We start from the raw sequence: 26,001 nt of genomic DNA, 5'->3' as shown, positions 1-26,001 counted from the left end.
CGCTGCCAATGGCGGCGGGCGAGCTTGCAGGCGACGAACAGCCGTCGGCCGTCGGCGGTGAACACATGGGAGCCTTCGGCGCGCTCAACGACCAGTTGGCGGCCGAGAACGGAGGGCATGTGGGCCTGAGCGCTCCACAGAGCGGGGCCGTCCAGAACGGAGTGACTGTTGCTGGGCATGAGTGTCTCCCGGATGTGCGGATGAGGCGCGGATCAGGGGGTGTGAGCGGTGCGGGCGCTCACGGCCGGTCAGCGGGCGGTGTGTCCGCCGTCGACGGGCAGGGTGGCGCCGGTGATGTACACGGCGTCCTGGGAGGCGAGGAAGCTGATCGCGCCGGCGACAGCGTCCGGCGTGGCCAGGCGGGCCAGCGGAATGCCGTCGACGACATCGCCGGCCACGGCCTGCAAGTCCTCCTGCTCGGCAAGCCACGTCTCGTACAGCGGGGTGCGGGTCATACCGGGGGCGACGGCGTTGACGCGGATGCCCTACGGCGCCAGCTCAACGGCCGCCGCCGTGGTCAGAGCCTTGATCGCGCCCTTGCTCGCGCTGTAGACGCCCATCGTCGGCACGCCGATGGAAGCCAGCCGGGAGGTGACGTTGACGATCGCACCACCTCCGGTCTCCCGCATGGCACGGCCTGCTGCCTGTAGGATGGCGACCGCCGAGAACGTGTTGATCTCGAAGGTTTCACGCACCTCCTTGCCCGGTACCTCCAGCAGGTCACCCGTGTGGTCGGCGGCCGTGTTGTTGACCACCGCACTCACATCGCCGATGTGAGCCGCGATGTGATGGAACAGGCGCTCGGGTTCGCCTTCGTCGGTGAGGTCGGCCGCCAGGAAGTGGGCGCGGTAACCGAGTTCGCGGGCGAGGGCTTCGCCGCGTTCGGCGCTGCGGCCCGTGATCACCACGGTGAAACCGTCCCGGTGCAGCCGCCTGGCGGTGGCCGCGCCGATACCGGAGGTCGCCCCGGTGACCACGGCTACAGAAGGCGTCGTCATCGGTGCGCTGTTCATGGGCGGTCCCCCAGAAGCTCATCGGCGGCCCTGAGGCGGGCGACGCCCTCTTCGATGCGCTCGGGCGAGGAGGTGGCGAAGCACAGACGCAGCGCGTCGCCGAAGGCGCCGGTCGCGGAGAACGCCGGTCCGGGGATGTAGGCCACGCCGTGCCGCAGGGCGGATTCGAACAGCTTCTGCGTGTCGAGGCCGGCGTACGCTCCGGCGAAGGTGAGCCAGAGAAAGATCCCGCCGTCCGGGTCCGTGCTGCGCATTGCAGGTGCCGATAAATCATCCGCGCAGCTCAGGCGGCGTGCTGGTACTGGTGGAGGGTTCCGCACAGTCGGTCTCGTCGGCGGACTTCGAGGTGGTTGAGTTGGGCTTGTTGGGTGATGGGTGATGGGTGATGGGTGATGGGTGTGGGTAGCGGGCGGCAGGGGCGGCTTGTGTCAGGGCCCTGTGTGGACGGTGCGCGTGGAGGAGGTGGCTCTGGTTCCAGATCAGGGTCCGGTCCAGCAGTTCGGTGCGGCAGGCGGTCGCGGATGAGGAACTTCGCCTTGCTGCCTGCGTCTTCGAGGTCCAGGCCCCCCGTCAGCGTGCGGACTTCGAACAGATCGCAGGCGAGCAGAGCCTTGGCCTGACTGCGGAGGAAGTCGGTCCAGGTGGTGTTCTGCCGTTCGGGGGCGGGTGGGATGCCGTGATTGCGGAGGATCTCCCAGACTGTGGAGGCGGCGACCTTGATCCCCGGCGCGGCGAGTTCGCCGTGGATCCGGCGGTATCCCCACGCGGCATTCTCCCTGGCCAGGCGCAGAATCAGGACGCGGATCGACCGGATGGTGCGTGGGCGTCCACGTCGCCTGGGTACGCGGGCCGCGGCATGGCGCCGCCTGAGCAGCTCGCGATGCCAGCGCAACACCGTCTCGGGGCGGACCAGCAGCAGAAGGCGCCGCAGTCTGTCTTTGGGGAGGTGGTGGAGCAGGCCGGCGAGGATGGCCGGTCGCTGTCGGTGAAGGTCGGCTTGCCGACCTGACGCTGTAGGACCAGCAGTTGGTGCCGGAGAACGAGGATCTCGATGTCCTTCTCTTTGTCGCTCATCAGCACTTGGGGCGAATGACAAGGAGAGCCGAAGATCCGCGATCAGGCTTCCGACCTGCGTGGATAATTTACCGGCACCCGCAGAGTTGGACTGCACGGCCATCGACACGGAAGGCTGCGGCACTGGGGCTTCCTGTTGCTGTATGGATTCGACACCCACGAGCTGTTCAGGAGGTCCCTTCCTCATGCCCTCGCCCCGGCAGGATCACCCGACCGGGAACCCGCGTTCGACTGCCACCGCTCAAGAGCGAAAAGGCAACAGCTTCTGAGCACGACGCAGGGGAGGTGCCTCGGGCACTGCTCTCAGCGGCCGCCCAGGCACCGCCTGCGTTCCAGGAGTACCGCGACGAGATTGAGCGTCAGTGAGGTGGCGGCGACGGCGGTCTGCGGCCCGTTCCTGGTGGACCGGGCGGGCGGGTCTGCCATCGCCACACCGGGATACGCGGATGCGGACAGCTGTGTCACCCAGTACATGGAGGCGGCGCCGACTGCGACCTGGAGCCGTCCCGTCGTCCAGGGTCCCCTACCCCAGATCGCGGCCAGAGCCGCCCCGCTCAGCGCCGCGCCCATGCTCATGGTCTGCGCGTTGTGGAATCTCCTAACTCCCTCGGCGCGTGTTCAGAAGTCGGCGGCGTGGTCCGCCGCCCAGACGTCGAACCCGGTCGCCGGGCGGCCTGTGACCTGCGTGACGGTGTCGGTGGCGGGCGAGTTGCCGGCGTCGGCGTCGTCGAGGAACCGCAGCACCGCCTCGGCCTCCTCGGCGGGCATGAACCGCGAGAACTGGCCCGCAGCCTCGTTGCGGGAGAGTTCGGTTACGGTAATGTCCTTGCCGGTGGCGGCCGCGATCCGGGCAACCTGATCGCGCTGGCTCATGCGCTCCGGGCCGGTCAGCAGGCCGCTCACCTGCGGCGCGGTGTTCCCCGTCAGTGCCGCGACGGCGACTGCGGCGATGTCACGTTCGTGGATCGGAGCGGTCAGGGCATCGGGCTTGTCAGCGCCACGGTGTTGCCGGCCTTGATCGGCCAGGCCCAGTTCAGCGCGTTGGTCGCCAGCACCAGCGGCCGCACCGGCACCACGGTCAAATCGGATGCCGCCGCGAACGCGTTCTCGATCGCCCGGTGCTCCTCGGTGATGGTGTTGCCCGCCGAGGTCGGGTGGATCACGCTGCCCGAGGACATCAGCACGAGCTGTTCCACCCCGGCGGCCCGGGCGGCAGCGATCACACCGTCCGTACCGTCGTGGTGGGCGTAGAGGAAGACCTGGCGCACACCGGCGAAGGCGGTGCGCAGGCTGGCCGGGTCGCCGAGGTCCGCGGCGATCACCTCGACGTCACCCGGGAACTGCCGCGGCTGCGGTTTGCGGGCTGAGGCGCGTACCGGCAGGCCCTGCTCACGCAGCGTGCTGAGGACGTACGTCCCGATACTGCCGCGGGCGCCCATGACGAGGGTGGGCCGGCTGTTGGAGTCAGACATGGAAAAAGCTCCACTTCGCGTAGGACTACGCGCCATGGAGCCGACACCGGCATCGAGGCGTTCCGACGCTTCACCTCGACATCCACGAGCATACGGCATGCGGACGGCATCGGCCCGCCGCCGCGCCGCAGCCTGCTGGCCAGTCACTCAACATTCCGGTGAAGCAACCAGGTCAGCGCCGCGTGCTGCCCGGGGCGAGCAGGCTGGTCAGCTCCGAGATCGCCTCGGGGGACGGCTTGAAGTAGCGGCGGACGTTCTCCGGCTTCTTGTGTCGGGACTTGGCCATCAGCATCAGCAGGGAGGTGACCTGTTCTCCGAGGTGGGTGAGGGTGGAGTGGCGGTATTCGTGCAGGTCCCAGCCAGTTCCCGGCCCGCGTACGGCCGTGTGCTCGTCCATCAGGGCGCGGGCCTCGTGGGAGAGGCGGGCCAGGCCGGTGTCCGGGCACATGTCGCGCGGGCTGACGACCTTCCCCGGGCCGGGGCGGCGGTGGGCGACGAACACCGGCCCGCGGGTGCGGCCGCGCAGCGGGCGGGGCAGGAGCCGGGCGGTGCCGGCGTCCCGGTAGAGGGTCTCCAGCACGAAGTTCTCGCGGGCCTGGCCCCGGCGGCGGGCCTTGCTCCGGGCACCCTTGGCCTTGACCGGGCAGCGGCGTGCGGCAGGTCCAAGTCCTGGAGGTTCACGCCGAGGATCTCCTCCGCGCGGGCGGCGGTCTCGTAGAGCATCCGCCACAGTGTCTTCTCCCGCAGGTAGACCTCACGCCGGGCGATGAGCCGGTCCACGGCCATCTTCGAGCGGGCCCGGGGTCTCGGAGTCCGGCACCGCCTGCCCAGGGCCTCGCCGATCTCGTCGTCCGCGACCGACTCCAGCGGGGGAGCCTCACCGATGCGCTCGGTGGTCTTGCCGACGCCGGTCGCGTAGCTGCGGACGGTGTTCGGGTTGCGAAGCGAGTCGAGGAAGGCGTCGGCCGCCGCGCGGACGGTCAACGCCTTCCCGGCCGGCAACTGCACGACGATGGGCACCGCAAACGTCACCGCAGGTGACGAACCAAGCTCCCGCGGATAATAGGGCGTTATCCGACGAACGCTTGGCGCACGATCTGACACGGATGTCTCAGTTCCCGACGTCGTCCGGCACTCCGTCATGACGGTGCGGCCCTTTCTGCCGCCGGCGGTGGACAGTGCGGTCAAGATCGCTCAGCTGCTGATGGTGCACGACTTCGATAGAGACTTGGTCAAGCGCTTCAAGGTCCGGCCCCACGGCGGCGGCCTGATCCCGTGGGGCCGGTTCTGCTACGGGCCCACCGCGGAGTCGTGTGCCGAGTTGTTCCAGCCGTGCCGCCGGGATGAGGTGTTCACCTACCCCATCGCCGTTCTCGGCACGGTTCAGCGCGTCAACCGCGACCGCCAGGGCCGCCCCTATATCGCTCTCGCGCTGGACGTGCCCGCAGTCGGCGGCGCCTTCCACGTGGCAGTCCGCTCCGAGCACCCCACCCTGATCGAACCCCTCGCCCCAGGGTCCCACGTCCTGGCCGTGGGCGCCGGATGGGAAGTCTTCAACGGTGGGTACCTGCCCCAGCTGCGCATGTGGGCGGGTGAGCACTGGCAACTCGCGTACTGGACCACCGACGAGGACCAGGCCACCCCACCACGCTGCCCACCCCCGGTCACGGCCGCGCAGCGCGGCCACGCCCAGGCCGAGGCCCGTCGACGGCGTACGGCCCGCCAGTCCGCACCACCCGCCACCCCACCAGCTGCGCCGCGACCGCCAGCGCCGACACCGAGCGACCAGCCGCCGACCGAGATGAACGCAGCAGAAGCCACCTCGCCCGAGCCGCACCCGTCTACAGAGCCAGCGAGTGAGCCGCGGGCCACTGCTCCTGCATACACCCTGCTTGCGGAAGCCTGCTCTGCGATCCCCGGCCGAAGGAAGCGAGCCAAGGCCCGCCGCGCGATCGAACGACCCCCGCGGCCTCGATAGCGAGCGCGATGCGGTGCACGGGTGTCGGCGGCGGGGTCTCGCGCAGCGACACAATACCGACCCAGCGGTTCACGGCCCTCCCCTTGCCGGGTGACTGGCCCTGCCCGGCCTCGGCACGCGCTCCCGGGTGGCGTCGGTGCGTTGTCCCCGGTGCTTGCGTCACGGGCGGGCCGCCTGCCCCGGTTCTGCTGTCCCTCCTCCCGCCGCGCCTCACCAGTCCCGGTGATCACGGCGGCACTGGCTGGTCAGCGTTATGCCGCCGGGCGCGGGGCCGGGAAGGGGACGCTCGACGTAGATACGGAGGCGCGGGCCCGGTTCGGGTCGCTGATGCGTGGCGCGTCCCATGCCCGTGAGCGCACCACCATCACCGACCATGGCCAGCCGGCGGCGGTCCTGATCAACCCGCAGGAACTAGCCGACCTCGAGGACGCCCTTGCCGTGGCGCAGTACCGGGCGCGGCAGGCGTCCGGCGAGACCACCGGCGTGCCGCACGAGCAGGTGCGTGCCCAGCTCGGGCTGGGGCACGTTTCCTGACCTACACGATCATCTGGGACGAGGGCGCGGTGAACGCGCCGCCCGGTTCCTCAAGATCCACATCGGCCGAACCAGCTGACCGACGTGCCCGGGACCATCTAGCCGTGTCGCCTCATGACGTTGGTGCCGTAACCGTAGGGATCACGCGGTCAGAAATCTCCGCCGCGGGATGGTCAGCTCGACTTCTTGGCGAGTTCGGCGAGGAACTGCGGCACTCGGCCGGCGCCGAAGTCGTAGAACCGCGCCCACTGCGGCTCGACCGCGATACGCGCCATCTGGTCGTACATGGCCTGGCAGTTCCGCTCGAACTCGGCCGCGTACGCGGCGTCGAAATTCTTCCGCGCGGCCGCGAGGTATTCCGGCACGACCCCGTCGACGATGGTCAGGTGCACCACGCCGCGCACCGACAGCGTCTTGGCCGAGCCTGGGCTGTCACCGGCGTCGATGGTCAGGGCGACCTCGGGGCGTGCGGACAGCGCTTTTACCTTCGGCGCCGTGGCCGCGGTGGACATGACGATCTCCTCGCCCGTCCAGAAGATGCCGATCGGGATGACGCGTGGCAACCCGTCGAGTCCGTTGTATGCCAGCCGCGCCATGGACGCCTGGTTCAACAGCTCGTGGGCGTCGGCCAGCTCCTGCTCGACCTGCCTGGGGTCCATGATCGTCGCCCTCCTCTGCCACGTGGCCCCTCGTGGCCGCTCATGTCCCTGGGACGGAGCCGTCGCCCCGTTCTCGACACCACGGCCGGAAATCCGTCTCTCGCCGCCCAACTCGTGGCCCCCGAGCCATCCAGGAACGACGGATGGGACGACAACGCCTCCGCCGGCCTCACCTGACGCCCAAGGGCCCTGGCCGGACCGGATTTACGGACCGCCCTGGCCTGCGAAGAGATCGGCAACGGCGTAAGCGTACCCGCGACGAATGGATACAAAAAGTAACTGTACGGTCATACAGTGGTATCGCAGACTGCGTCAACCTCTTCGTTGGTGGGGTCCCGTGCCCTGGACTGGCCGCCATGCCAGGCCGGGACACCGCCGAGTTGTTAAATCTGTCAAACGTCGATTCGCTGCTGGTCAGATGACTATTTCCCCTCTGGGCACCTTCCGCAACGGCCCTAAGGTGCACGGGGGTTGTGGTCACGCAGGCCAGGGGGCGGAAAGCGCGCCTCTATGCTTGGGACTGTTCTTTCGTGGCGTCTGTCTTGGCGCTTCACCACCCGGTGAAGGTCCGGCCCAGCTGGGCTCCTCGGACGCTACGGAGGTTCACGTGGAAGGGCAGACGACCGCTGACGATGGTGACGACCAGGAGGCGGGCGTCGCCACCCTCGTGGTGCAGCGCTTCTCCTGACACAGGAGCGTGTGGGGCTCGGTCGTACCGGGGCGGGCAGCAGCGGTAAGCCCGGCCGGACTCAGAACGGCCGGGCTTACTGGCTGTATCGCGGATGGGGCCCTGAGACCGGGGGTCGAGCCCGGGATCGGGGCCCTTTGCGTCATGCTTTAAGAGTCATCCGCGCTTCGATCGTAGCCCTCCCTCAAGCTGGCTTGCCGCTGTTCGCCGCCTGATCGTTGCCCGAGCCAGGGAGCTCGGGTGATCAGTCGCCGCGCTGAAGCAGGCGTACAGGTTGCGGAGGATGCGGGCGGCTGTGGGCCTGACCGGCACGACATGGTGGGGCATACTTCACGACGGCCTCATCGCTTGCTTCTCAGTAGGGAGGGCCGCCCTTGTGCTGCGGCGCCAGGACGTGGCTGCCCGTCCGCTCACCGTTCGGTGCTCAGCCCTGTCGACGGCACGTCCCGGGTCACCGCCAGACTCCGCGGAACTCATGATGGACCTTGCCGGTCAGGCGAACTGGGCGGTAGCCCAGCGGCGCCTCAGGTGCAGCAGTGACCCATCGAGATCACCGACACAGGAGGATGGTGCACCAGTGAGCGAACCTGACGAAGGAGGAGTCCTTGGGGTCCTCTTCGACTTCGCGGGGACACTGTTCGATGACACGGGCGTGCTCACGGCGCCACGGCTGGTGGCGAAGGCCTGGGACCGCGGCATCACGCTTGACGAGCAGGTCGCGGCGACGCTGATCCGACGGACATTGGCGTACGTGGACGCGCCGGAGCGCGGCGCGGCGAAAGAAGGATGCGACCTTTCGCCCGAGGCGCACCGGCGGATCTGGACGGGGCTGTTCGCCGACGCTGGACCGTTCGAGCCACCGCTGGTGGAGGCGCTCTACGACTGCCTGACCGACAACGACGCCTGGCTCCCGTATCCCGACACGCTTCCGGTACTCGAGGCGCTCAGTGGCGCAGGCGTGTGCACGGGCGTGCTGAGCAACATCGGCTGGGATATCCGACCGATCTTCCAGCGCACCGGTGTGCTGGATCAGCTCAACGCGGTGGTGCTCTCCTGCGAGGTCGGGCTGGCGAAGCCCGACCCTGCCATCTTCGGCGTCGCCTGCGAGCGTTTGAACCTTTCGGCCGGACGGGTGCTGTTCGTTGGCGATGATCCTGTCAAGGACGGCGCGGCGGCGCGCGCTGGGTTGCCGGTGTACCTGCTGCCGAGCGAGCGTGACGTGCGCGTGCCCCGGGGACTGACGGCAATCCTACGGCTTGCCGGGGCGGAGAGCCGCCGCGAGACGGCCGCGCAGTGAGGCGTCTCGGCCCCGTGGCGTCACAACGCCGAATCACATGCGGTCGAGTGCCGTCCAGGACGTACCGAATCGCCGCGTGGTCGCAGGTGATGACGGAGGGGTGGGCGGTCGACTGACAGCCGGCCCCCACCCCGCCCCTGCAATGGTGGGGGCCACCTCGTCACAATGGGGCGATGCGCCGTCGTCTCGTACTCCTTGATGCCCCGTCGAATCTCGGGCTCAAGCCGCCTGTAGAAGGGGCCGTGCCTGGGTGCTACAAGCTGGCCGGTGCCCTGCGCGAACAGCGGCTGCTGGCGCGGCTCGGTGCCGACGAAGGGGGCGTCGTCGTGCCGCCCCGTTATGACCGCGGGGACTGGAAAGAGGGCGACGGAGTGTTCCACGCGGGGGCCATCGCCGCGTACACCCGCAAACTCGCCGACCGCATCGAAGGGCACGTGCGGGATGAGGACTTTCCCGTGGTCCTGGGCGGGGACTGCTCCATCCAGCTCGGCGCCTCGCTCGCGCTGCGCCGCATCGGGCGTTACGGGATCGCCGTGATCGACGGGTCCGCCGACTTTCGGCACCCCGGCAACTCCGACCACGTCGGCGCCGCCGGTGGTGAGGAGCTGGCTCTCGCGACCGGCCGCGGGCAGGCGGATCTCACGGACCTCGAAGGGCTGCGGCCATACGTGCGGGAGAGCGACGTCCAGCTCCTCGGCATCCGGGACTACGACATGGAGCGCGCCGAACTCACGGACTCGGGCATTGCGAGCACGACGGTGGGGGAGATCCGGGAGCGCGGCCCCCAGCAGGCGGCTGACGCGGCGCTGCGAACGCTGGAGGCAACTGCTCTTGACGGCTTCTGGGTGCACCTGGACGCCGACGTCCTGGATCCGTCGGTGATGCCCGCCGTGGACAGCCCCGACGACGGCGGGCTGCTGTCCGGCGAACTCGTGCCGCTGCTGCGGACGTTGGTCGGCTCGCACCGGTGCGTGGGGCTCAACGTCACCATCTACGACCCCGACCTCGACCCGGACGGCTCCTGCGCGGCCCTGCTCGCCGACCTGCTCGTCGTGGCTCTCGCCCGGCCCTGACCGGCGACGGTGCGCAGTACTCCAGTCTTTCCATGAGGACCCTGAACCGGATGGGTCGGGCGTCCCGGTGTTCGGGTGGCGTACCTTTCACTCCGTCGTTCCGGAGACTACCTGGGAGGACACGACCGACCTTGCCGCCTGGAACAGCTCTTTGATGGTGTGCGGCATGCTGGAGAAGTACGACCAGGTACCTGACTTCGGCCTGTCCAACTTGCCGAGCTACTACGCCACTGCCGACCTGGCGATGCCTCCACACCCTCAGGCGGCCGGGCGACGGGTAGCTCATGGAGCGCGCCGAAGCTGATCGTGGCGGCCAACGCGAAGGTGCCGGGCGCGAACGTGCGCATCCTATATGTCCTGCCGCCCGCACCCGGCGACGCGGATTCCGGTTCAGCGGTCGCCGACCCGGACCTGTGGTCGGCCGCGCCCGAGGCGCCGGTCCATACGCGGGAGGCCGCGTCGCCCGGCTACCAGCAGGCGCTGGCAGCCCACCAGGCCAGCAGGCCGGAACGGGTCCTCGACCCGAGGACCGCGGCCGCCATCGAGCAGCAGAACGTTGCCTCCTCCCTGCGCGAGCCGGAAGAAGCCTTCGGCGAGGGGCAGGCCGCGGTCGAGGAGCTGCGGGCGAAGGCGGCGCGGGCGGCGGCTGCGGACAGTAGCCGTGTGATCGCCGCCGCTCGCACGATGGATCACCGCTGTGACACCCGGCTGGCGTGTGCCGAGCTGAGGGGGCCTGCCCCGACATCCCCGAACCGCGGTTTCGTGACGCGTGACGGCTGGGCAGGCTCATCGGCCCGGGTGCCTGGCTCGTCGACGAAGGTGAACGTCGCGGGACCGCGCACGACGATGGTCTCGTGGGCTCCGGATAAGCGCGAGGCTCACCGCACCAAACGATCTCAAGGGGCTCGCATCCGACGGCAGCCCGCTACACCGAAGACTCGGTAGGAGCGGCAACCAGGTGGTGGGTTGCCGGAGATCAGTAGCCCTCTCCAGCGGCTGCCTGGCGGAAGATGACAGCTGTCCTCTCGGCAGCTGTCCCCTGCACCAGTCGGCGCACGAGCGTGAGCACTCCCTCTAGCTGACAGTCGGTCAGTCGGTCAGTCGAGAGCGTGGGCGCGGCAGGTCCGCAGAATCTCGTCGGACAGTTCAGGCTGGACGTGGCTCACTGCGCGGGCGAGGGCCATTGCCCCTACGAGTCGGCTGAACAGCAGCACCGCACGGTCCCGCGCCTCCTGTGAGGTGCTCTCCCCTTCGTGCTCGCGGGCGAACTCCCGGGCGAAGCCGGTGAGGTATCCCTCCACGCCGCTCGCGTAGGCGCGCTGGACCGTGTCGCTGTGCCGTCCGGCGTCGGTGACCAGGGAGGCGGAGGGACAGCCGCCGTCCGGGGCGTCGCGGTGGGCGGCCGAAAGGTAGTTGTCCACCACTCGCTTCAGCGGTGGGCCGGTGAGATCGGCGCCTTCCTCAAGGGCCTGGTCCAGAGCGCTCAGAGAGGCTTCGAACGAGGCACCGCATGCCTCGGCGGCCAGATCGCCTTTGGATGCGAAGTGGTTGTAGAAGCCGCCGTGGGTCAGGCCTGCTTCCTTCATCAGTTCGGCGATCCCTACGGAATCGACGCCCTGCGATCGGAACATGCGTCCTGCCGCCTCGATGATGTTCTGCCGGTTCCTGGCCTTGTCTTCCCTGGTGATCCGCGGCATGGCCGCCCTCCTGCGTCGGCAGTATTTGACGTTTTCAATGTTATCTCTCATCATTCTGTTTAATGGTGTCCATCATCAAAGAGTGAGTGGAGGCGCTTATGCGCACCGTGGAGTACACGCGGCAAGGGGAAGCCGCACAGGTACTGACCCTGAGGGAGGAGGTCCGCCGGCCGACTCCCGGCAGCGGAGAGGTTCTGGTCCGCATGCTGGTCCGGCCCATCCATCCGGGGGACCTGGTCGGTGTGGAGGGTCTGCCGGGGCAGCCCGAACAGCAGTCGGGGGCCCGGACTCCCGGAGTGGAGGGGATGGGCGTCGTCGAGAGCGTCGGAGCGGACGTCCGCACACTGCGCCCAGGTCAGCGGGTGGCGGTTTTCCCGGCGCCGGGAACATGGAGCGACTTCGTCGTGGTCCCAGCCGATCTGGCAGTGCCGGTGCCAGCCGGAGTCAGCGACGAGACCGCGGCCCTAATGCTGGTCAACCCGCTGACGCTGTGCATGCTGTATCGCGCGATAGAGAAAGCCCTGCGCGGGCAGACGGGTCCGGTTCTTCAGACCGCCGCCGGCTCGTCCATCGGCAGGTTGGTCAGCGCAGCCGCGGTCCGGCACGACCTGCAGTTGATCAACCTCGTGCGCAGCACCTCCGGTGCCGAGAAGGTGCGGACGTTGTACCCCTCCCAGCCCGTGATCGCGACATGCGACGACGACTGGCAGGGGCAAGTCCGCCGCCATGCCGGCGAGCGGGGCGTCCATGTGGTCCTCGACTGTGTCGGCGGTGCCATGACCCAGGACCTCGCCGAACTGCTCGCCGACGGCGGCACTCTGATCTCCTACGGACATCTGAGTTCCGGCACGACACCGTTTGAGGCGCTGCCTCTCATGGCGCGGGAGCTGACGGTGCGGGGAGTGTCGATACTGCACTGGATGAGCCGCACCCCCAGGGAGCGGGCTGAGGATGTCGCCTTCGCCCAGGACCTGGCGCAGAGCACGCCGGACCTGCTTGACGTCGCGGCCAGCTACGACCTCGCCGACTTCAAGCCGGCCGTCGAGCACGCCCGCCGCCCGGCCAAGAGCGGAACCGTCCTGCTCACCACACCGCAGACGGCCGACTCCGGAAACGAGGCCGCCTGATGAAGATCGGAATGCTCGGAGCTGGAGAAGTCGCCCAGGCCATCGCCCGGCATGCGATCCGTTACGGCCACGAGGTCGTGCTCAGCAACAGCCGAGGACCTGCCTCCCTGGCCCCGCTGGTCAAGGACCTCGGCGCTCTCGCGACGGCCGCAACCCCTGCGGAGGCCGCCGTCGCGGACCTCGTCGTGCTCGCGGTCCCCTGGCCGCAGATCCCTGACGCCGTCGCCGGGCTCCGCCGCCTGGACAAGACCATCGTCATCGACGCCACCAACCAGTTCGCCTCCTATCCCCCGAACCTGAAGATCGCCGACCTGGGCGACCTCACAGGGAGCGAATACGTGGCCTCCCTGCTTCCCGGCGCGCGCGTGGTCAAGGCTTTCAACGCCCTCTACGGGCAGTTCATCGCACCCGATCCCCGCCACGAGGCGGGGCGGCAGGTGCTGTTCCTCGCCGGCGACGACGCCGACGCCAAAAACACCGTGAGAGACCTGACCTCCGAGTTCGGCTTCGCCCCCGTCGACCTCGGAACGCTGCGCGAGGGAGGACGCCTCATCCAGCTCGGCGGTCCCCTGTCCGCCCTCCACGCCCTCAAGCAGGACTGATCCCACCAACCCGCTCGTGCTCCTCGTGTCCGCGCGGAGCGCCTTCCATTACGAAAGAGATGTTCATGTCCGACCTGACCTCAGTACCCGGCACCCAGCCCCTCCTGGAGCCTGTTCAACTGGGCGCGCTCAAGCTGCCCAACCGCGTCGTCATGGCTCCCATGACGCGCTCCCGGGCCGACAACGAGGAACTGGCCCCCACCGACCTGCACGCCACCTACTACACGCAGCGCGCCGGCGCCGGCCTGGTCATCAGCGAAGGGACCTGGGTCAGCACGGACGCGATCGGCTTCATCAACGTCCCCGGCATCTACACCGACGCCCAGACCGCCGGCTGGACCAAGGTCACCGAAGCCGTGCACTCCGCGGGAGGCAGGATCGTCTCGCAACTCGGCCACGCCGGCGCCGCCTCCCACCCGGATCACCACGGCGGCAGGCTTCCCGCAGGCCCTTCGGCGATCAATCCCCACGAGATGTCCTTCACCCCCGACGGCCCGAAGGACTCCCTCACCCCACGTGCCCTGAGCGCCGCAGAGATCGCCACCACGATCGGCGCCTACCGGCAGGCAGCCGCCAACGCCCTGCACGCCGGATTCGACGGCCTGGAGATCCACGCGCAGGTGTCCCATCTGGTAGCCCAGTTCCTCAACCCACGGCTCAACCAGCGCACCGACGCCTACGGCGGCAGCAGTGAAAAGCGGGCCCAGTTCCTCCTCGACATCGTGGACGCCGTCAGCAGCGTGTGGGGCAGCGACCGCATCGGAATCAAACTCTCCCCCTACTGGAATCACGGGCCTGCCTTCACAGCAGATGCCGAGACGATGGACGAGTACGACCAGCTCCTCAAGCGCCTCAACGACAGCAACCTGGCCTACCTCCACCTCCTCGGCCCGGAACCCAACACGGGAACCGACACCCTCACCGCATTCACCCGCTACCGCGCCCACTACCACGGCGCCATCATCGCCAACCTCGGCTTCACACAAGCGAGCGGCAACGAGATCCTCGAACGGCAACTGGCCGACGCGGTCTCCTTCGGCGCCCCCTTCATCGCCAATCCAGACCTTGTCGATCGATTCACCCACGGCAACCCTCTCGCCGCCGACAACCGCGACACGCACTTCGCGGGTGGCGCGGAGGGATACACGGACTACCCCACAGTGACCGGCTCCTAATACTCCAGTCTTGTGGCCGTGCCCGGCCGGGAACGGTACGGCCACCGCGTGATCATCGGTTGGTGTGTGGACAAAGATCGTGCGGTGGCCGCTGGCCATAGCGTAGACCCCGCCCGCTGGCGGGCGATGTTCGACCGGGCCATGGCCCGGATCGCGGGACATTTCGGCCGGGTTGAACCCCGGGCGAGTGCCCGCTCCTATCTGCTCGGGCTGCTGTCACGTGCCGAGCGGAAGAACTGCTGGCAGCTGGCCGAACAGGCCGGCCTGGCCCGGCCGGGGCCGATGCAGCGCCTGCTGCGCTACGCCCGCTGGGACGCCGACGCTGTCCGCGACGACATCCGCGCTTACGCCGTCGAACACCTCGGCGCCGACGGCGGTGTGCTGATCGTGGACGAGACCGGCTTCGTGAAGAAGGGCCGGGCTTCGGCGGGCGTCCAGCGCCAGTACACCAGCACTGCGGGCCGCATCGAGAACTCCCAGGTCGGGGTCTTCCTCGCCTATGTCACCAGCCGGGGGCGGACGCTGATCGACCGCAGGCTCTACCTGCCCGAGCACTCCTGGTGCGCTGACGCCGAGCGCCGCCACGCGGCGGGGATACCCGAGGAGGTGCGGTTTCAGACCAAACCCCGCCTGGCCCGGGAGATGATCGCCGCCGCGCTGGACGCCGGGGCGCAGGCATCGTGGGTGACCGGCGACGAAGTCTACGGACAGGACCCGCAGCTTCGTGCCGCCCTGGAGGCACGTGGGACCGGCTACGTGATGGCCGTCGCCTGCTCAACGCGGGTGCGGATCAACCACGGCCGCACCACCATCCGCGCGGACACCGTCGCCGGCCGCCTGCCCGCCACCGCCTGGCAGCGGCACAGCGCAGGCAACGGCGCCAAGGGCCCGCGCCACTACGACTGGGCCTGGATACACCTCGGCACCGACAGCCACCACCTGCTCATCCGCCGCAACCACATCACCGGCGAACTCGCCTTCTACCTGTGCTGGTCACCCACCGAAGTGCCCCTGGCCGAACTGGTCCGCGTCGCCGGCGTCCGTTGGAGCGTCGAGGAATGCTTCCAGTCCGCCAAGGGCCAGGTCGGACTCGACCACTACCAGGTCAGGCACTGGACCTCATGGCACCGGCACATCACCCTCGCCATGCTCGCCCTGGCCTTCCTGACCGCCCTCGCCGCCGACGCTGCCCCCGATCGGACCGCCAGCACGCACCACCTTGCCCACATCCGCGATCCGATCACGCTGACCGTCCCGGAAATCCGCCACCTGCTCGCCGCCGTCTTCACCCCACCGGCCGTGACAGCGGCCAGGCTCCTGCACTGGTCAATCTGGCGCAGACGCCACCAGGCCACAGCCCGGCGCAGCCACTACCGACGACGGACCACCAGCGAACCCACTGGGTAGATCACGAAACCGCACTGGAGTACTAGTACTCCAGTCGCAGATCGCTATCGTCGCTGGTCAGGAGCGTGTCTGTGAGTGTACTTGCCTGACGTTCTGTCAGGTTGTGTGAGTTCGTGACTTCGGGTGCGACGGCGGTAGTGGCAGTGGCGGGCGATGGCCTGGTGTCGGCGTCGCCACCAGGACCAGCTCATCGCGTGGCCGGTGTGCTGAAGGTGTGCCGACGAGGAGTGACCAGCTGCCATGAGTCGCCGGATTTCTGCCACGGTGAGCGGTGCGAGGAAGTCGGAAGCGTTTCTGCGGCCCCCCTTTCCGGCCCCGCGGCGGCTGCCATGGCGGCGAGGAAGGCGTGGGTGAGCATGGCCAGGGTGATGTGCCGGTACCAGCCCGGATACCGACGGACCTCGTACTGGTCCAGCCCACACTCGTTCTTCGCGGCCTGGAAGGCTTCCTCGATCGCCCAGCGAGTTCCGGCGACGCGCACCAGTTCAGCGACGGCGGTGCCGCCGGCTGCGTAGGCGAGGTAGTAGGCGATCTCCTCCGGGCGGGCCAGGCTGCGTCGGGCCAGTACCCATCGTTGATGGGTGGGCTGATCGCCGTCGAATTCCTCGATGGCGGGCAGTTGGGCCGCTGCCCAGTCATAGACACGTGGCCCCTTCGCGCCGCTGCCGCAGGAGTGGCGTTCCCAGGCTTCTTCGGGCGCCTGGGCGATGGCGAAGTCAATGCGCCCCAGGGCGTGTACCTGCTGCGACTTCGGCACGGCCAGGACATAGCCGACGCCGGCCTCCTCCAGCATGCGGCGGAAGCGCCATTCCTGGCCGTAGGCCGAATCCGCGGTCACCCACGTGATCGGCAGCGGAGAGGCCAGGGCTCGGGCGACCATCGCCTTGGCCAGTTCGCCCTTGGTGGCGAACCCCCGCTCCTCGGGGATCTTCGCCGCCCGGCAGCGGCCCGCGTCGGACGTCCAGGACTTCGGCAGGTACAGCTCCCGGTCCACCAGGGCCCGGCCCTTGGGTGATGCGTAGGCGGCGAAGACACCTATCTGGCAGTTCTCGGTGCGTCCGGCGGTGCCGGAATACTGCCGCTGGACCCCGGCCGAGACAGTGCCTTTCTTGAGGAACCCTGTGTCGTCGACAATGAGCACCCCCGTCGGAGCCCCGAGCTTCTCTGCGACGTATTCTTGCAGGTCATCACGTATCTCGTCGGGGTCCCAGCAGGCCCGGCTCAGCAGATGCTGCAACCCGGCGGGAGTGCGGTGACCAGCATGCTCGGCCAACTGCCAGCTGTTCTTCCGGCCCACCGGCCCTAGCAAGCCGTGCACATACGCCCGCATCCGCCGCCGTAAGTCCACCCGCCCGAACCGGTGGCCGATACGCACGAGCAGTTCTTCCAGTTCAGCCGCCCAGGCATCGAGCTGCACATCGTCTTGCATGACCAGTACAACGGCCCGTCGCACCCGAAGTCACGAACTCACACAACCTGACAGAACGTCAGGCAAGTACACTCACAGACACGCTCCTGACCAGCGACGATAGCGATCTGCGACTGGAGTACTAGCGGCTCGGGCAGACGGTGCTCCGGCGCCACCCAGCCCTACCCGGTGAGGACGGTGCACAGAGTCAGCGGCGCGCCGTCCACGAAGTGCAGGGACCAGGGCGGGGACAGGGTCGAGCTGCCGAACAACGAGCCGTGGGCTCGCACCCCGCGGATCAGGTCACTGAACGCGTCGGACTCCACCAAGGTTAGACGAATACACAGGCGATCTGGCTTCTCACCCATGGGATCGTCCGAGTCGGCGGTGTTCAATCGGCATCATGAGCAACGACACCACTCTCATCCTCGGCGCAACAGGCAAGACCGGCCGGCGGATCGCCGCCCGGCTGCGGCTGCGCGGCACGCCGGTGCGTGCCGCCTCCCGGTCGAGCCGGGCCCGGTTCGACTGGTCCGACCCCGGCAGCTGGGATGCGGCCCTGCGGGGTATCGCCGTCGCCTACGTGGTGGCCCCGCGCGTGCCGGGCCCGGTGCACGAGTTCGTGGCCCGGGCCGAGGCCGCCGGAGTACGGCGGCTGGTCCTGCTCTCCGGGCGCGGCGCCGACACCTGGGGCGACTCCACGTTCGGGCTGGACATGCGGTCGGCCGAGGACGCCGTGCGCGGCTCGGCGCTGGAGTGGACCGTCCTGCGGCCGTCGAACTTCGCTCAGAACTTCGACGAGGACGTCTTCCACGCCCCGCTGGTCGCCGGGGAGCTGGCGCTCCCGGCCGGCGTGGTTCCCGAGTCGTTCATCGACGTCGAGGACGTCGCCGACGCCGCGGCCGCGGTACTGACCGAGCCCGGTCGGCACGCCGGACGGGTCTACGAGCTGACCGGACCACGTGCGCTCACCTTCGGTGAGGCGGTTGAGCTGATCTCCCGGGCGTCCGGGCGGCCCCTCGCCTACCGGCAGATCTCCCCCGCCGAGTACGCCACGACGCTGGTCGAGGACGGCTTGAGCGAGGACGATGCCCGCCACGTCGCCGAGATGTTCGTGTTGATGGAACGCGGGCTGATCGCCGCGACGACCAATGACCTCGCCACCGTGCTGGGACGGGCGCCCCGAACCTTTGAGGACTATGTCGTGCGGGCCGCAGCGGCGGGAGCCTGGCGGCGATGAGCGCCCGGCGGCTCCTACGCAGCGGACTGTGCGTGTCCCGCGCGTTGCGCTGCTTGAATGCGACCAGTGAGGGGCGGGCGATGAGCACCGACGCGGCTCACGAATGCCAGCGCAACGCCGATCCGGTCGACGGACCGGTACGGGAGGCGACAGAATCGAGGGCATCGCGGCCGCACTCGATGGCGAGCGGCGGATGGAGTTCTACCGCGAGCTCCTGGCGGCCGCGCCGGAGGACGCCGAGGGGGTCCTGCGCCGCTGGTGGTGCGAGGCGATGCTCGACACCGACCCGTCCGGTGGCCGGCTCACCGAGGCCGCGCTGAACGGCACCCTGCCCACGAAGAGCGTCGCGGCGGCCATCGCGCGCCGCCAGGCGGCTGGGCTGCCCGTTGAGTGAGTCGCACGGCCAGGAGCCGGGAGACTGGCCGTGTGAACTGTCCGAAGAGGTGGACGCGCTGCTGGCCGACTTATCCTGCCGGGTGAGGTCTTCGGGGCGATCATCGCCGCCACGGTTCAGATCAACGAGACGCGGGGCATGGTGCCGGGCAGCACCGCCTCGATGAAGTGGCCCCAGCAAAGAGGCATGCTGCTCGGCCGGGACGGTGTACTCGGCGTCGCCGAGTACGTCATCGTTGCTGACGCCGACCCGCCGTACATCGTCCTCACCCGCATCCAGCTGTACCGACCACCCCGCGACAACCGAGCGGCGTGGCGCCCCCGCGTCAGGTGACGCGTGGCGTGGGTTCAGCGCGCAGCAGGTCGGGCCGGGCATCGGCGATCGCGAAGGCTCGCCGGAGCCCTTCCACCAGTGCCGGGTCGATGTGGTAGAGCAGCCGGGCCCGTTCGTCCCGCTGGAGCAGCCGGGCCGAGCCGGCCGGGCCGATGCGGCGCTGTACTGCCGGGATGCTGGTGAGGGTTCCGCCGCCGATCTTTGCTTTCTCCATCGGGGTGGTCGGATGGTCGGCGAAGTGCTGTTGCACTTCGTCGAACGAGGCGGTGCCGCCCAGGTCGGTGATCCGTCGCAGCACCGCGCGGGCACCGGGTATCAGGGACGGCGGCTATCGTCTGCTCGTAGGTGTCCGTCTCGGTGTTGATCGTCAGCCGCACGGCGCCCCCTTCGTGATCGCTGCCGACATTCTTCTTCATGGCGGTGGTGTGCCTGCTCTGCACACCGGGCTTGAGGAGCTCTGGAGGCAGCCACCCGTGGGGTGAATCCCCTCAGGTGAGGCCCCGCGGTAGCCGGGCCCGGCCACGGTGGTGGGCATGACGATGATGATGACCCAGCGGAACGCTCGGCCTTGGACGGCATGTTCGCCACCTGCGCCTGAGGCAGAGCCCCGGTGAGCAGACGGCAGTGTCCACATTGTTCTCGGGCGCTCGACGATTACAGCGCCTTGCGTAATGCCCGGTTGATCTGGGGGTCTCGTCCTGGGCGGTATGGAGCGATGGGGAGGTAGCCGCTGTGTCGGTAGAGCGTGAGGGCTGCCACGTTGGCCACGCCGGTCCCCAGTCGTATGTGCGTGTATCCGCGGAGACGGGCGTCGGTCTCGAGGCGGAGCAGGAGTTCTCGGCCGAGTGACTGGCCGCGGGTATCGGGGTGCACGTACATGCGTTTGGCTTCGGCGGTGCTCGCGTCCAGGGTGCGCCATCCACCGCAGCCGGTCGGGCGGGCGGTGGCCTCCCGGGCGAGGAGGAAGAGGCCTTGGGGCGGGGCGTAGTCCTCGGCCGGGGTATCGGTGGGATCGTCGGCGTAGCCGTACATCTCCAGCTGAGTGGCGTGCAATTGCCGGAGGAGCTGCTGTACATCGGGGTTGCCGTAGCGGGCGGGCGTCACCGCCCACAACCGGGGCGGCTGGGTGCGCGTCGGGCGTGTCATGCATCTGATAGTCCCCGGTCGACGGCAGCGATGGCTGAGGTCTTCGAGGGCGGCACGGGCAAGCCGCCGCGGAGCAGGCCCGCCGGGATGCTGCGCGTGCGGCTCCCAGGAACGGACGGAGCGCGAGGACCAGGCCGTGGCCGCCGCCGACGCTGTTCGCCAGGTGTTGCCGTGCGCTGTCGCAAGAGCGCAACCGGCATCTCAGGGGAGTCTCCATGTAGTCGAGCCCCTGCTATTCGCAGGAGGAATCCCACCGTGTGAATTCGCTCCGCAGTCGTCGCTATCGCCCTGGCTGCCGTCGGCCTGATCGGCACCGCTTGCGCCGCAGCTGCCGACGACGACTCCGGTTTCAGCATCACGACCGCCGGGCCCTGCTGGCCGAACTTCAGTCCGCTGCGTTCCGCATCCCGGGCCTGTCTCCATCGCAGGTGCTGCACGCTCCACCGGCCCGCCGGGGCGGCGGGGGAGGAGTGGGACGGTCGGGGCGCCCGGTGCTTCCGCCGGGTGAGGACTACCAGCACGGGAACGCCCTGGCCCTGGTCGACAGGTTCCTCTACGACCACCACGCCGACGGCGTGGCCGTCGAGACATGGGGCCAAGCGGACCCCACAGGCGACCACCTGCGGTGAATGGCAGGCACAAAATGGCAGTAGTGAGTGCGATGGCGCGGGCGCGCATGGTTCCCCGGTTACTCCGGCGGCGGCAGGATGCCAGCGGCTACGGCGGCTCTTCCTCACTGACCAGAAAGGCAGCATTGAACCTTTGCGCTGTGCCACTCTTGATGTCATAGAGCAGCACGAGCGAGTATCGATGACTGTGCCAGTCGGATGCGGGCGATGCGTCGAAAGCGACGCATGAGCTGTAGTTGGGGGGCCAGTCACTTCTCATATGGTTCGGGGTGAGGGTGCGGCTATCCAACGACACGATGGAATTACGGGCTTTGCCGCTGCCAGACGCGTAGTTCAGTACATAAGTACGGTCAGGGTCGACGAAGACCAACTGATTTGTGTATTTCGGTTCCCGGAAGAGGTTGGTGGGTTGTGGCCCGTTCGCCAACTCCACCTTGCCGTTCACTTGCTGCACCTTACAGGTCAAGCTGCTGCCGTCGTCCTGCGTGTACAGGATGATGAGGGGCGTCCCAGACGGGTCGTCCGCCGGAAACTCGGCAGCCGAGATCGACGTGAATCCGGGGCCGATTTTGAAATTCTGACTGCTGCTCTGCGTTTCGTCTACGTTCTCAGTGCCGAGCTCCTCGTTGTAACGCCGGAACTTCCTTTCGCCGGTCACTTTGTTGTAGAGGAACAGCCATTGCTGTCCGCTTGTCATGAAGGGCTCCACAGAGGTCCATCCAGAGCCCCAGACGTCGTTTTTGCCACCCGGTAGGGGGCCAGTGACTGGGTCGGGAGAACCATCGGTCTTCACCTGGTAAATGGCGTGGCTACCGTCGCCACGGTACGTCTGGGCGTAGTAGTTGCCGCCCACCGAGACAAGAACGAAGAAGTCCCACCCCTTGTCGATGCTAAACGACCCAACTTTCCCTGGATCGGGCGGATCATCCAATAGTGCACTACTTATAAAGCGTTTCCCCTCGCCGCTGGTGCTGTTGTAGAACAGCACTATGGACTCTATGCCTCCGTCCCACCATTTCATACGCCTGGAAGCTATCGACGTATATCCCTTTTCGAGTTGCAGGGCCCGTTCCACGGGAACATGCACAGCACTCATCGGTTTCTCCGTTTCGAATTCCACTACACTTTGAACGGCCATAGACGGCGATTGCTCATCATCCTGTCGAGAGGCGGGGTCGACGAGGCGTCAGGCCACATGGCACTCACTCTTTCTACACATAAGAACATATTCGCCCATATGGTGCATCTCGGCGACGGTAGGGGACCGCTTCCCCGAGCTGCTGCCGTGAAAAGGCGGAAATTGAACGACTACGCTCGCCATCGACTACCGCGCCGGGGCCACCCGGTCCGCTGACTGAGGAAGTGATGGGCTATCGACTCGCCGACCGCGATGGTAACCGCAACGATGTCACCCAGCTGATCCCGCTCCTCCAGGCCGCGCCGCCGGTGCGGGGCAAGCACCCGCACACCCCCTCGGTCCCGCCCCGCATGTGACCCCTACAAGGCCGGGTCGCTCGGTGGCGGGCAACCCGGCCGCCTCGCCTCCGCCACCCCCGGGCGAGGCATTCCCCGCGCAACCTGACCGACCGGAACGGGCCGCCCGGTCATGGGCGCCTGCGGCGGCTCTCCGTGCTGGCCCCGCTTACGCGCAGGCGAGGAGGATGGCATTCAGGCGGTGCTGGTCGGTGCTGGGTTCTCGGGGAGCTGCCAGTTGCCGCCGCGGTCCTCCTTCGAAACGCGCGCGGCGAGGTCGGGGACGTGCAGGAAGCAGGCGAGTGCCGTGATGGCCTGGAAGGCATCGATCGCACGCTGGGTCATCGGCATGCCCAGGCGCAGCAGGCGCGGGTTGACTTCGCCCTGGATCTCGTTGACGAAGGGCCGCAGTGCGCGGTCGTAATTCGTTAGCGCGGTCGGCAGGTCGGCGGGGTGGCGGTTGATCTCGCCGGCTAGGACGTAGGCGCCGACCAGGCCGCCGGAGATGCCCATGCCGCTGTAGGGGGAGGCGCAGTGGGCGGCGTCACCGGCCAGGACCACGCGGCCCTTGGACCAGGTGTCGGTGCGGACCTGGACGATCTCCTGGGAGTAGAAGAACGGGCTGGTCTTCATGCCCTCGATGAAACGTTCGGTCTGCCATCCGGCATCGTGGAACCTGCTCGCCCAGAACTCGTGCTGGCGCTCGACGGGCGTGCGGTGCATCGCCGAGGCTTCCTCGGATTCTTCCCGTATGACGAAGTACACCTGGGTCTCGGTCGGGTTGTGGCTGCGGCGCATGATCTGGCGGCCGCCCTGGATCATGTAGGTGTCCCGGATGTTGCTGTCGGACGCGGTGCGCGGAATGAACCAGTAGGCCATGTGGATGCCCACCCGCCAGTACGGGTCGAAGTTCTCCGGGAGGATCGCTTGCCGGATGCGCGATCCTTGCCCGTCGGCGCCGATCAGGAGGTCGTATTCGCCGGAGGAGTCGTCGGAGAAGTGCGCGACGACCTTATGTTCGTCCTGTTCGAAGCCGTCCACGCTCTTGCCGAAGACGTACTCGGTGTCGCCCTTCGCCGCATCGTGCAGGATGCGCACCAGGTCCCCGCGCATGATCTCGTACTCGGACGTGAGGGTCTGTCGGCCCTTCCCTGATGTGTTGGCCCGGATCGTCGCCTTGGCCTTGCCGTGGGCGTCGATGAAGGCGACGCCCGCCTCGTCCACGAGCTTGCCGCGGACGGCGTCGAGAAGCCCCATGCGCTTGACGGCCTCGATGCCCTGCCCCCGCAGATCGACCTGGGCCCCGGCGGCCCGCAGCTCCGGAGAGCGTTCGACGACGGTCACCCGGTGTCCGCCCCGGGTCAGCCAGAAGGCCAGGGCCTGCCCCGCGATTCCACCTCCGGCGATGAGAACCCGCAGGGGCTGCTTGCCCGATCCCTTCGTCATGCCGTTCCTCCAAAAATCTATCAGTGAAAGATTCCTTTCGAGGGTCATCTATCAGCGATAGGTTGTCAACGTGACCAAGATGAACCGCGAAGCCGTCATCACCGAGGCGCTCGGTCTGCTCGACGAGGTCGGGCTGGATGCCGTCAGCACGAGAAGGCTGGCGAAGCGACTGAACGTGGAGCAGCCGTCGCTCTACTGGTACTTCCGCACCAAGAAGGACCTCCTCTCCGCCATGGCGGAGGCGGCGATGGAACCCCATGCGACCGCGCCCCTGCCGACACCCGGCGACGACTGGCGCGACTGGTTCGCGGACAATACGCGCAGCTTCAGGCGCGCCCTGCTGATGCGCCGGGACGGCGCACGGCTCCACGCCGGCAGCATCCCCACCGGCGACCTCGACCGGATCCGCCGCAAGATGGACTTCCTCGTCACTTCCGGCGTGCCCGAGCGGGACGCGCAGATGGCCATGCTGGCCGCCAGCCGTTTCACCGTCGGCAGCGTCCTGGAAGAGCAGGCGGACGACGGCCCCGGTGACGGCGCGGATCTACCGGCTGACGTGCCGGTGATCGATCACGAGTCGGCGTTCGAGGCGGGCCTCGCCCTCATCCTGAATGGCCTGGTGCACCGCACCGGGGTGTAGGGAGTCGACTGGTCTTCCAGGTCAGGCGCTCTATGGGTGGGGAGATCCACTGAGCAGATGTGGGGTACCCCGAGCAGGGGATGGCCGTTTTCACATAGCGCCATCACTGGTCGGTGGCCAGGGTCGTGGCGTACGTGATGTCGTCGCGGTTGGCGAATGGCCGGCCGGTGAGGGCGGCTTTGCGGAAGATGCGCCACCAGCCTTCCTGGAGGTTGAGCCAGCAGGCGCCGACGGGGATGAAGGCGTGGTGGATGCGGGGGTGGTCCTCCAGCCGGGTCCGGGTGGACAGGCTGTTGTGGGAGGACGGGTTGTCGGTGACGATCCAGATCTGCCCGTGCGGGTTGGCGTCCTCGAGCTGTTGGAGGAGTTGCCTGGTAGAAGACGCTGTTGCGGGAGGAAGCGGTCATGGTGACGGCCTGGCCGTCGAAAGGGGCGCAGACCACCGTGGACCCAGGTCTTCTCCGGTCCGCGGGTGTAGTCGAGTTCCGCTTTGATCCGGTGCCCGTCGGGTGACCAGGCAGGTGCGGGCGGGAAGGTCCGCGGGACCCCGGCCCCAGCTTGGTCGGCACAGATCACCGTCGCGTCGTCGGGTGGGTGGGTGTAGAGGCCGATGATCCGTGTCTTTTTGGGACGAAGTCCGGGTCCTTCGACCTCGTCCAGGACCGGTTGCGACGCCAGCGCACGCGTTCGGCGAGCAGGATACGGCGGACCTGACTGCGCCCCACCTCGATCCCCTGGGCCCGTGCTGCCGTGGTCAGGGAGTCCAGGGTCCACTCGGGTGGCCCGGGCTCGTCGAAGGCCCACAGCTCTCCGACCGGTTCCCACCTCAGCCGTCCCGGCAGCATGGTTTTCACCAGGGAGATGATCCTTGAGCGTTGCTCTTCGGTGATCCGCCGCTTGCGGCCCTGACCGCCCAGATCGTCCAGGCCTTGCAGACCTGAGCGATTGAAGCGGTGCAGCCAGCACCGCACAGTTTTCTGGCTGCAGCTCAGCTCAACGGCGATCGCCGGCACCCGCAGGCCCAACCAGCTCAGCTCGATCATCCGGGCCCGCATCACTGCATCACGGGGAGCCTTCCGTGCCCGCGACAACCGGCGAACGACGGCTCGTTCGTCCTCATCACGCCCCGGCCGTGCCCGTAAAACCATCGGCAAACACCCGCCCCCGAGCTTCACCAACTACCCCGCCATCAGGACATATACCCAGCAAAAGCGGAACGCAGCACTAGCTGCTGGGCCCCAGACGATTGGAGTAGCACAGGCTTGGTGCCCTCAACGACAAGGCGTGCTGCGCGGTGCTGGCTGGTATACCGGGGGCGTACGCCCCTCGCCTCTCAGGCGCCGGCGTCGGTCGCGGCACTGGGCGCTGGGAAATGCGGTTGCCTCAAGATTCCCGTGTGCAGGGCCGACCCTGATGAGTTGGTGAGGAGTTCCTGGGGGGATGCCAGGGGCGAGTCCACCTGGCGGCCGATGTCCTGAGCGCCGGCCCGGGCGGAG

Annotated in this window: 28 protein-coding genes and 4 pseudogenes; 15 read left to right on the top strand and 17 right to left on the bottom strand. The window is 68.2% G+C overall.

Annotated elements, in window-relative coordinates; translation table 11 throughout:
- Positions 1–248 precede the first annotated feature (248 nt).
- From ACJX2R_RS00620 to ACJX2R_RS00590, 7 genes and pseudogenes are all read right to left on the bottom strand, one after another.
- Positions 249–998 (bottom strand): annotated as a pseudogene (locus ACJX2R_RS00620) (SDR family NAD(P)-dependent oxidoreductase).
- Between the two features lie 11 nt (positions 999–1,009).
- Entirely contained in the window at positions 1,010–1,267 is a 258-nt protein-coding gene (locus ACJX2R_RS00615; protein WP_413098217.1) for an aminotransferase class I/II-fold pyridoxal phosphate-dependent enzyme, read from the bottom strand.
- A 29-nt stretch (positions 1,268–1,296) separates the two neighbouring features.
- Positions 1,297–2,087: pseudogene (locus ACJX2R_RS00610) on the bottom strand (integrase).
- 303 nt (positions 2,088–2,390) lie between these two features.
- Positions 2,391–2,672, bottom strand: a pseudogene (locus ACJX2R_RS00605) (DUF6640 family protein); the annotation flags it as partial.
- Between the two features lie 33 nt (positions 2,673–2,705).
- Positions 2,706–2,990, bottom strand: coding sequence for a hypothetical protein (locus ACJX2R_RS00600; RefSeq protein WP_413098216.1), 285 nt, complete (start codon positions 2,988–2,990; stop codon positions 2,706–2,708).
- A gap of 71 nt (positions 2,991–3,061) precedes the next feature.
- Positions 3,062–3,559 (bottom strand): SDR family oxidoreductase, encoded by a 498-nt coding sequence (locus ACJX2R_RS00595; RefSeq protein WP_413098215.1) that lies wholly within the window; start codon positions 3,557–3,559, stop codon positions 3,062–3,064.
- A gap of 172 nt (positions 3,560–3,731) precedes the next feature.
- Complete coding sequence (locus ACJX2R_RS00590) at positions 3,732–4,139, bottom strand: site-specific integrase (RefSeq protein WP_413098214.1); 408 nt, start codon at positions 4,137–4,139, stop codon at positions 3,732–3,734.
- A gap of 561 nt (positions 4,140–4,700) precedes the next feature.
- Between ACJX2R_RS00590 and ACJX2R_RS00585 the strand changes: the two genes are divergently transcribed.
- The gene (locus ACJX2R_RS00585; RefSeq protein ID WP_413098213.1) at positions 4,701–5,537 is read left to right on the top strand and encodes a hypothetical protein; all 837 of its coding nucleotides are present in this window, start codon (positions 4,701–4,703) and stop codon (positions 5,535–5,537) included.
- Between the two features lie 237 nt (positions 5,538–5,774).
- Entirely contained in the window at positions 5,775–6,071 is a 297-nt protein-coding gene (locus ACJX2R_RS00580) for a type II toxin-antitoxin system Phd/YefM family antitoxin (protein WP_413105741.1), read from the top strand.
- 173 nt (positions 6,072–6,244) lie between these two features.
- On the opposite strand, the gene ACJX2R_RS00575 is transcribed toward ACJX2R_RS00580, so the two are convergent.
- Positions 6,245–6,730, bottom strand: a complete 486-nt coding sequence (locus tag ACJX2R_RS00575; protein ID WP_413098212.1) for a pyridoxamine 5'-phosphate oxidase family protein — start codon at positions 6,728–6,730, stop codon at positions 6,245–6,247.
- 1,265 nt (positions 6,731–7,995) lie between these two features.
- Here ACJX2R_RS00575 and ACJX2R_RS00570 point away from each other — a divergent pair.
- The 3 genes from ACJX2R_RS00570 (at position 7,996) to ACJX2R_RS00560 (ending at position 10,733) form a co-directional block, all read left to right on the top strand.
- Positions 7,996–8,715: an HAD family hydrolase gene (locus ACJX2R_RS00570; protein WP_413098211.1), complete on the top strand. Its 720-nt coding sequence runs from the start codon at positions 7,996–7,998 to the stop codon at positions 8,713–8,715.
- 173 nt (positions 8,716–8,888) lie between these two features.
- The gene (locus ACJX2R_RS00565) at positions 8,889–9,788 is read left to right on the top strand and encodes an arginase family protein (protein WP_413098210.1); all 900 of its coding nucleotides are present in this window, start codon (positions 8,889–8,891) and stop codon (positions 9,786–9,788) included.
- Positions 9,789–10,094: 306 nt separating this feature from the next.
- Positions 10,095–10,733, top strand: coding sequence for a hypothetical protein (locus ACJX2R_RS00560; protein ID WP_413098209.1), 639 nt, complete (start codon positions 10,095–10,097; stop codon positions 10,731–10,733).
- A 152-nt stretch (positions 10,734–10,885) separates the two neighbouring features.
- Here the strand turns inward: ACJX2R_RS00560 and ACJX2R_RS00555 are convergent, their stop codons facing one another.
- Positions 10,886–11,485 carry a TetR/AcrR family transcriptional regulator gene (locus ACJX2R_RS00555; RefSeq protein ID WP_413098208.1) on the bottom strand — a complete coding sequence of 200 codons (600 nt, stop codon included), beginning with the start codon at positions 11,483–11,485 and terminating at the stop codon, positions 10,886–10,888.
- A 98-nt stretch (positions 11,486–11,583) separates the two neighbouring features.
- On the opposite strand from ACJX2R_RS00555, the gene ACJX2R_RS00550 reads away from it, so the two are divergent.
- The 4 genes from ACJX2R_RS00550 to ACJX2R_RS00535 all read left to right on the top strand — a co-directional run bounded on the left by ACJX2R_RS00550 (position 11,584) and on the right by ACJX2R_RS00535 (position 15,796).
- Entirely contained in the window at positions 11,584–12,612 is a 1,029-nt protein-coding gene (locus tag ACJX2R_RS00550; protein ID WP_413098207.1) for a zinc-binding dehydrogenase, read from the top strand.
- Entirely contained in the window at positions 12,612–13,214 is a 603-nt protein-coding gene (locus ACJX2R_RS00545; RefSeq protein ID WP_413098206.1) for an NADPH-dependent F420 reductase, read from the top strand. Before ACJX2R_RS00550 ends, ACJX2R_RS00545 begins: the two co-directional genes overlap by 1 nt.
- A 65-nt stretch (positions 13,215–13,279) precedes the next feature.
- Positions 13,280–14,389, top strand: a complete 1,110-nt coding sequence (locus tag ACJX2R_RS00540; RefSeq protein ID WP_413098205.1) for an alkene reductase — start codon at positions 13,280–13,282, stop codon at positions 14,387–14,389.
- Positions 14,390–14,530: 141 nt separating this feature from the next.
- Entirely contained in the window at positions 14,531–15,796 is a 1,266-nt protein-coding gene (locus ACJX2R_RS00535) for an IS701 family transposase (RefSeq protein WP_413105740.1), read from the top strand.
- Between the two features lie 187 nt (positions 15,797–15,983).
- Here the strand turns inward: ACJX2R_RS00535 and ACJX2R_RS00530 are convergent, their stop codons facing one another.
- Together ACJX2R_RS00530 and ACJX2R_RS00525 are read right to left on the bottom strand one after the other, a co-directional pair.
- Positions 15,984–17,225, bottom strand: coding sequence for an IS701 family transposase (locus ACJX2R_RS00530; protein WP_413098204.1), 1,242 nt, complete (start codon positions 17,223–17,225; stop codon positions 15,984–15,986).
- A 98-nt stretch (positions 17,226–17,323) separates the two neighbouring features.
- Positions 17,324–17,572: pseudogene (locus ACJX2R_RS00525) on the bottom strand (cupin domain-containing protein); the annotation flags it as partial.
- Between the two features lie 35 nt (positions 17,573–17,607).
- On the opposite strand from ACJX2R_RS00525, the gene ACJX2R_RS00520 reads away from it, so the two are divergent.
- The 3 genes from ACJX2R_RS00520 (at position 17,608) to ACJX2R_RS00510 (ending at position 19,171) form a co-directional block, all read left to right on the top strand.
- Complete coding sequence (locus ACJX2R_RS00520) at positions 17,608–18,444, top strand: NAD(P)H-binding protein (protein WP_413098203.1); 837 nt, start codon at positions 17,608–17,610, stop codon at positions 18,442–18,444.
- A gap of 103 nt (positions 18,445–18,547) precedes the next feature.
- Positions 18,548–18,838: a hypothetical protein gene (locus ACJX2R_RS00515; protein ID WP_413098202.1), complete on the top strand. Its 291-nt coding sequence runs from the start codon at positions 18,548–18,550 to the stop codon at positions 18,836–18,838.
- Between the two features lie 138 nt (positions 18,839–18,976).
- The gene (locus ACJX2R_RS00510) at positions 18,977–19,171 is read left to right on the top strand and encodes a hypothetical protein (RefSeq protein WP_413098201.1); all 195 of its coding nucleotides are present in this window, start codon (positions 18,977–18,979) and stop codon (positions 19,169–19,171) included.
- Here ACJX2R_RS00510 and ACJX2R_RS00505 read toward each other — a convergent pair.
- Positions 19,164–19,469, bottom strand: a complete 306-nt coding sequence (locus tag ACJX2R_RS00505) for a hypothetical protein (RefSeq protein ID WP_413098200.1) — start codon at positions 19,467–19,469, stop codon at positions 19,164–19,166. The genes ACJX2R_RS00510 and ACJX2R_RS00505 overlap by 8 nt on opposite strands.
- A 356-nt stretch (positions 19,470–19,825) precedes the next feature.
- A complete protein-coding gene (locus ACJX2R_RS00500) occupies positions 19,826–20,317 on the bottom strand; it encodes a GNAT family N-acetyltransferase (protein WP_413098199.1) in 492 nt (163 codons plus the stop codon).
- Positions 20,318–20,787: 470 nt separating this feature from the next.
- On the opposite strand from ACJX2R_RS00500, the gene ACJX2R_RS00495 reads away from it, so the two are divergent.
- The gene (locus tag ACJX2R_RS00495) at positions 20,788–20,946 is read left to right on the top strand and encodes a hypothetical protein (RefSeq protein ID WP_413098198.1); all 159 of its coding nucleotides are present in this window, start codon (positions 20,788–20,790) and stop codon (positions 20,944–20,946) included.
- 88 nt (positions 20,947–21,034) lie between these two features.
- On the opposite strand, the gene ACJX2R_RS00490 is transcribed toward ACJX2R_RS00495, so the two are convergent.
- On the bottom strand, positions 21,035–22,042 hold the full coding sequence (locus ACJX2R_RS00490) for a hypothetical protein (protein WP_413098197.1): 1,008 nt from the start codon (positions 22,040–22,042) through the stop codon (positions 21,035–21,037).
- Between the two features lie 269 nt (positions 22,043–22,311).
- Here ACJX2R_RS00490 and ACJX2R_RS00485 point away from each other — a divergent pair, with 269 nt between their 5' ends.
- Positions 22,312–22,440: a hypothetical protein gene (locus ACJX2R_RS00485; RefSeq protein ID WP_413098196.1), complete on the top strand. Its 129-nt coding sequence runs from the start codon at positions 22,312–22,314 to the stop codon at positions 22,438–22,440.
- Between the two features lie 174 nt (positions 22,441–22,614).
- On the opposite strand, the gene ACJX2R_RS00480 is transcribed toward ACJX2R_RS00485, so the two are convergent.
- Entirely contained in the window at positions 22,615–23,865 is a 1,251-nt protein-coding gene (locus tag ACJX2R_RS00480) for an FAD-dependent monooxygenase (protein ID WP_413098195.1), read from the bottom strand.
- Between the two features lie 79 nt (positions 23,866–23,944).
- On the opposite strand from ACJX2R_RS00480, the gene ACJX2R_RS00475 reads away from it, so the two are divergent.
- Entirely contained in the window at positions 23,945–24,505 is a 561-nt protein-coding gene (locus tag ACJX2R_RS00475; RefSeq protein WP_413105739.1) for a TetR/AcrR family transcriptional regulator C-terminal domain-containing protein, read from the top strand.
- Between the two features lie 103 nt (positions 24,506–24,608).
- Here the strand turns inward: ACJX2R_RS00475 and ACJX2R_RS00470 are convergent, their stop codons facing one another.
- Positions 24,609–24,833 carry a hypothetical protein gene (locus ACJX2R_RS00470; protein WP_413105738.1) on the bottom strand — a complete coding sequence of 75 codons (225 nt, stop codon included), beginning with the start codon at positions 24,831–24,833 and terminating at the stop codon, positions 24,609–24,611.
- A 244-nt stretch (positions 24,834–25,077) separates the two neighbouring features.
- Positions 25,078–25,653, bottom strand: coding sequence for a helix-turn-helix domain-containing protein (locus ACJX2R_RS00465; RefSeq protein ID WP_413105737.1), 576 nt, complete (start codon positions 25,651–25,653; stop codon positions 25,078–25,080).
- Between the last annotated feature and the right edge of the window lie 348 nt (positions 25,654–26,001).

The organism is Streptomyces sp. Inha503, from assembly GCF_047215865.1.
GTDB lineage: Bacteria > Actinomycetota > Actinomycetes > Streptomycetales > Streptomycetaceae > Streptomyces > Streptomyces lycopersici.
Note: the sequence above shows the minus strand (reverse complement) of the source record. Positions and strands in the feature narration are given on the sequence as shown.

What these genes read in the sequence shown, in the direction of transcription:
- ACJX2R_RS00545 (WP_413098206.1), top strand. Translation starts at nt 12,612, where the DNA reads ATGAAGATCGGAATGCTCGGAGCTGGAGAAGTCGCCCAGGCCATCGCC.
- ACJX2R_RS00550 (WP_413098207.1), top strand. Translation starts at nt 11,584, where the DNA reads ATGCGCACCGTGGAGTACACGCGGCAAGGGGAAGCCGCACAGGTACTG.
- ACJX2R_RS00585 (WP_413098213.1), top strand. Translation starts at nt 4,701, where the DNA reads ATGACGGTGCGGCCCTTTCTGCCGCCGGCGGTGGACAGTGCGGTCAAG.
- ACJX2R_RS00565 (WP_413098210.1), top strand. Translation starts at nt 8,889, where the DNA reads ATGCGCCGTCGTCTCGTACTCCTTGATGCCCCGTCGAATCTCGGGCTC.
- ACJX2R_RS00540 (WP_413098205.1), top strand. Translation starts at nt 13,280, where the DNA reads ATGTCCGACCTGACCTCAGTACCCGGCACCCAGCCCCTCCTGGAGCCT.
- ACJX2R_RS00465 (WP_413105737.1), bottom strand. Translation starts at nt 25,653, where the DNA reads ATGGTTTTACGGGCACGGCCGGGGCGTGATGAGGACGAACGAGCCGTC.
- ACJX2R_RS00575 (WP_413098212.1), bottom strand. Translation starts at nt 6,730, where the DNA reads ATGGACCCCAGGCAGGTCGAGCAGGAGCTGGCCGACGCCCACGAGCTG.
- ACJX2R_RS00500 (WP_413098199.1), bottom strand. Translation starts at nt 20,317, where the DNA reads ATGACACGCCCGACGCGCACCCAGCCGCCCCGGTTGTGGGCGGTGACG.
- ACJX2R_RS00475 (WP_413105739.1), top strand. Translation starts at nt 23,945, where the DNA reads ATGAACCGCGAAGCCGTCATCACCGAGGCGCTCGGTCTGCTCGACGAG.
- ACJX2R_RS00530 (WP_413098204.1), bottom strand. Translation starts at nt 17,225, where the DNA reads ATGCAAGACGATGTGCAGCTCGATGCCTGGGCGGCTGAACTGGAAGAA.
- ACJX2R_RS00490 (WP_413098197.1), bottom strand. Translation starts at nt 22,042, where the DNA reads ATGAGTGCTGTGCATGTTCCCGTGGAACGGGCCCTGCAACTCGAAAAG.
- ACJX2R_RS00615 (WP_413098217.1), bottom strand. Translation starts at nt 1,267, where the DNA reads ATGCGCAGCACGGACCCGGACGGCGGGATCTTTCTCTGGCTCACCTTC.
- ACJX2R_RS00515 (WP_413098202.1), top strand. Translation starts at nt 18,548, where the DNA reads ATGCCAGCGCAACGCCGATCCGGTCGACGGACCGGTACGGGAGGCGAC.
- ACJX2R_RS00555 (WP_413098208.1), bottom strand. Translation starts at nt 11,485, where the DNA reads ATGCCGCGGATCACCAGGGAAGACAAGGCCAGGAACCGGCAGAACATC.
- ACJX2R_RS00480 (WP_413098195.1), bottom strand. Translation starts at nt 23,865, where the DNA reads ATGACGAAGGGATCGGGCAAGCAGCCCCTGCGGGTTCTCATCGCCGGA.
- ACJX2R_RS00485 (WP_413098196.1), top strand. Translation starts at nt 22,312, where the DNA reads ATGGGCTATCGACTCGCCGACCGCGATGGTAACCGCAACGATGTCACC.
- ACJX2R_RS00510 (WP_413098201.1), top strand. Translation starts at nt 18,977, where the DNA reads ATGGTGCCGGGCAGCACCGCCTCGATGAAGTGGCCCCAGCAAAGAGGC.
- ACJX2R_RS00535 (WP_413105740.1), top strand. Translation starts at nt 14,531, where the DNA reads ATGGCCCGGATCGCGGGACATTTCGGCCGGGTTGAACCCCGGGCGAGT.
- ACJX2R_RS00595 (WP_413098215.1), bottom strand. Translation starts at nt 3,559, where the DNA reads ATGTCTGACTCCAACAGCCGGCCCACCCTCGTCATGGGCGCCCGCGGC.
- ACJX2R_RS00520 (WP_413098203.1), top strand. Translation starts at nt 17,608, where the DNA reads ATGAGCAACGACACCACTCTCATCCTCGGCGCAACAGGCAAGACCGGC.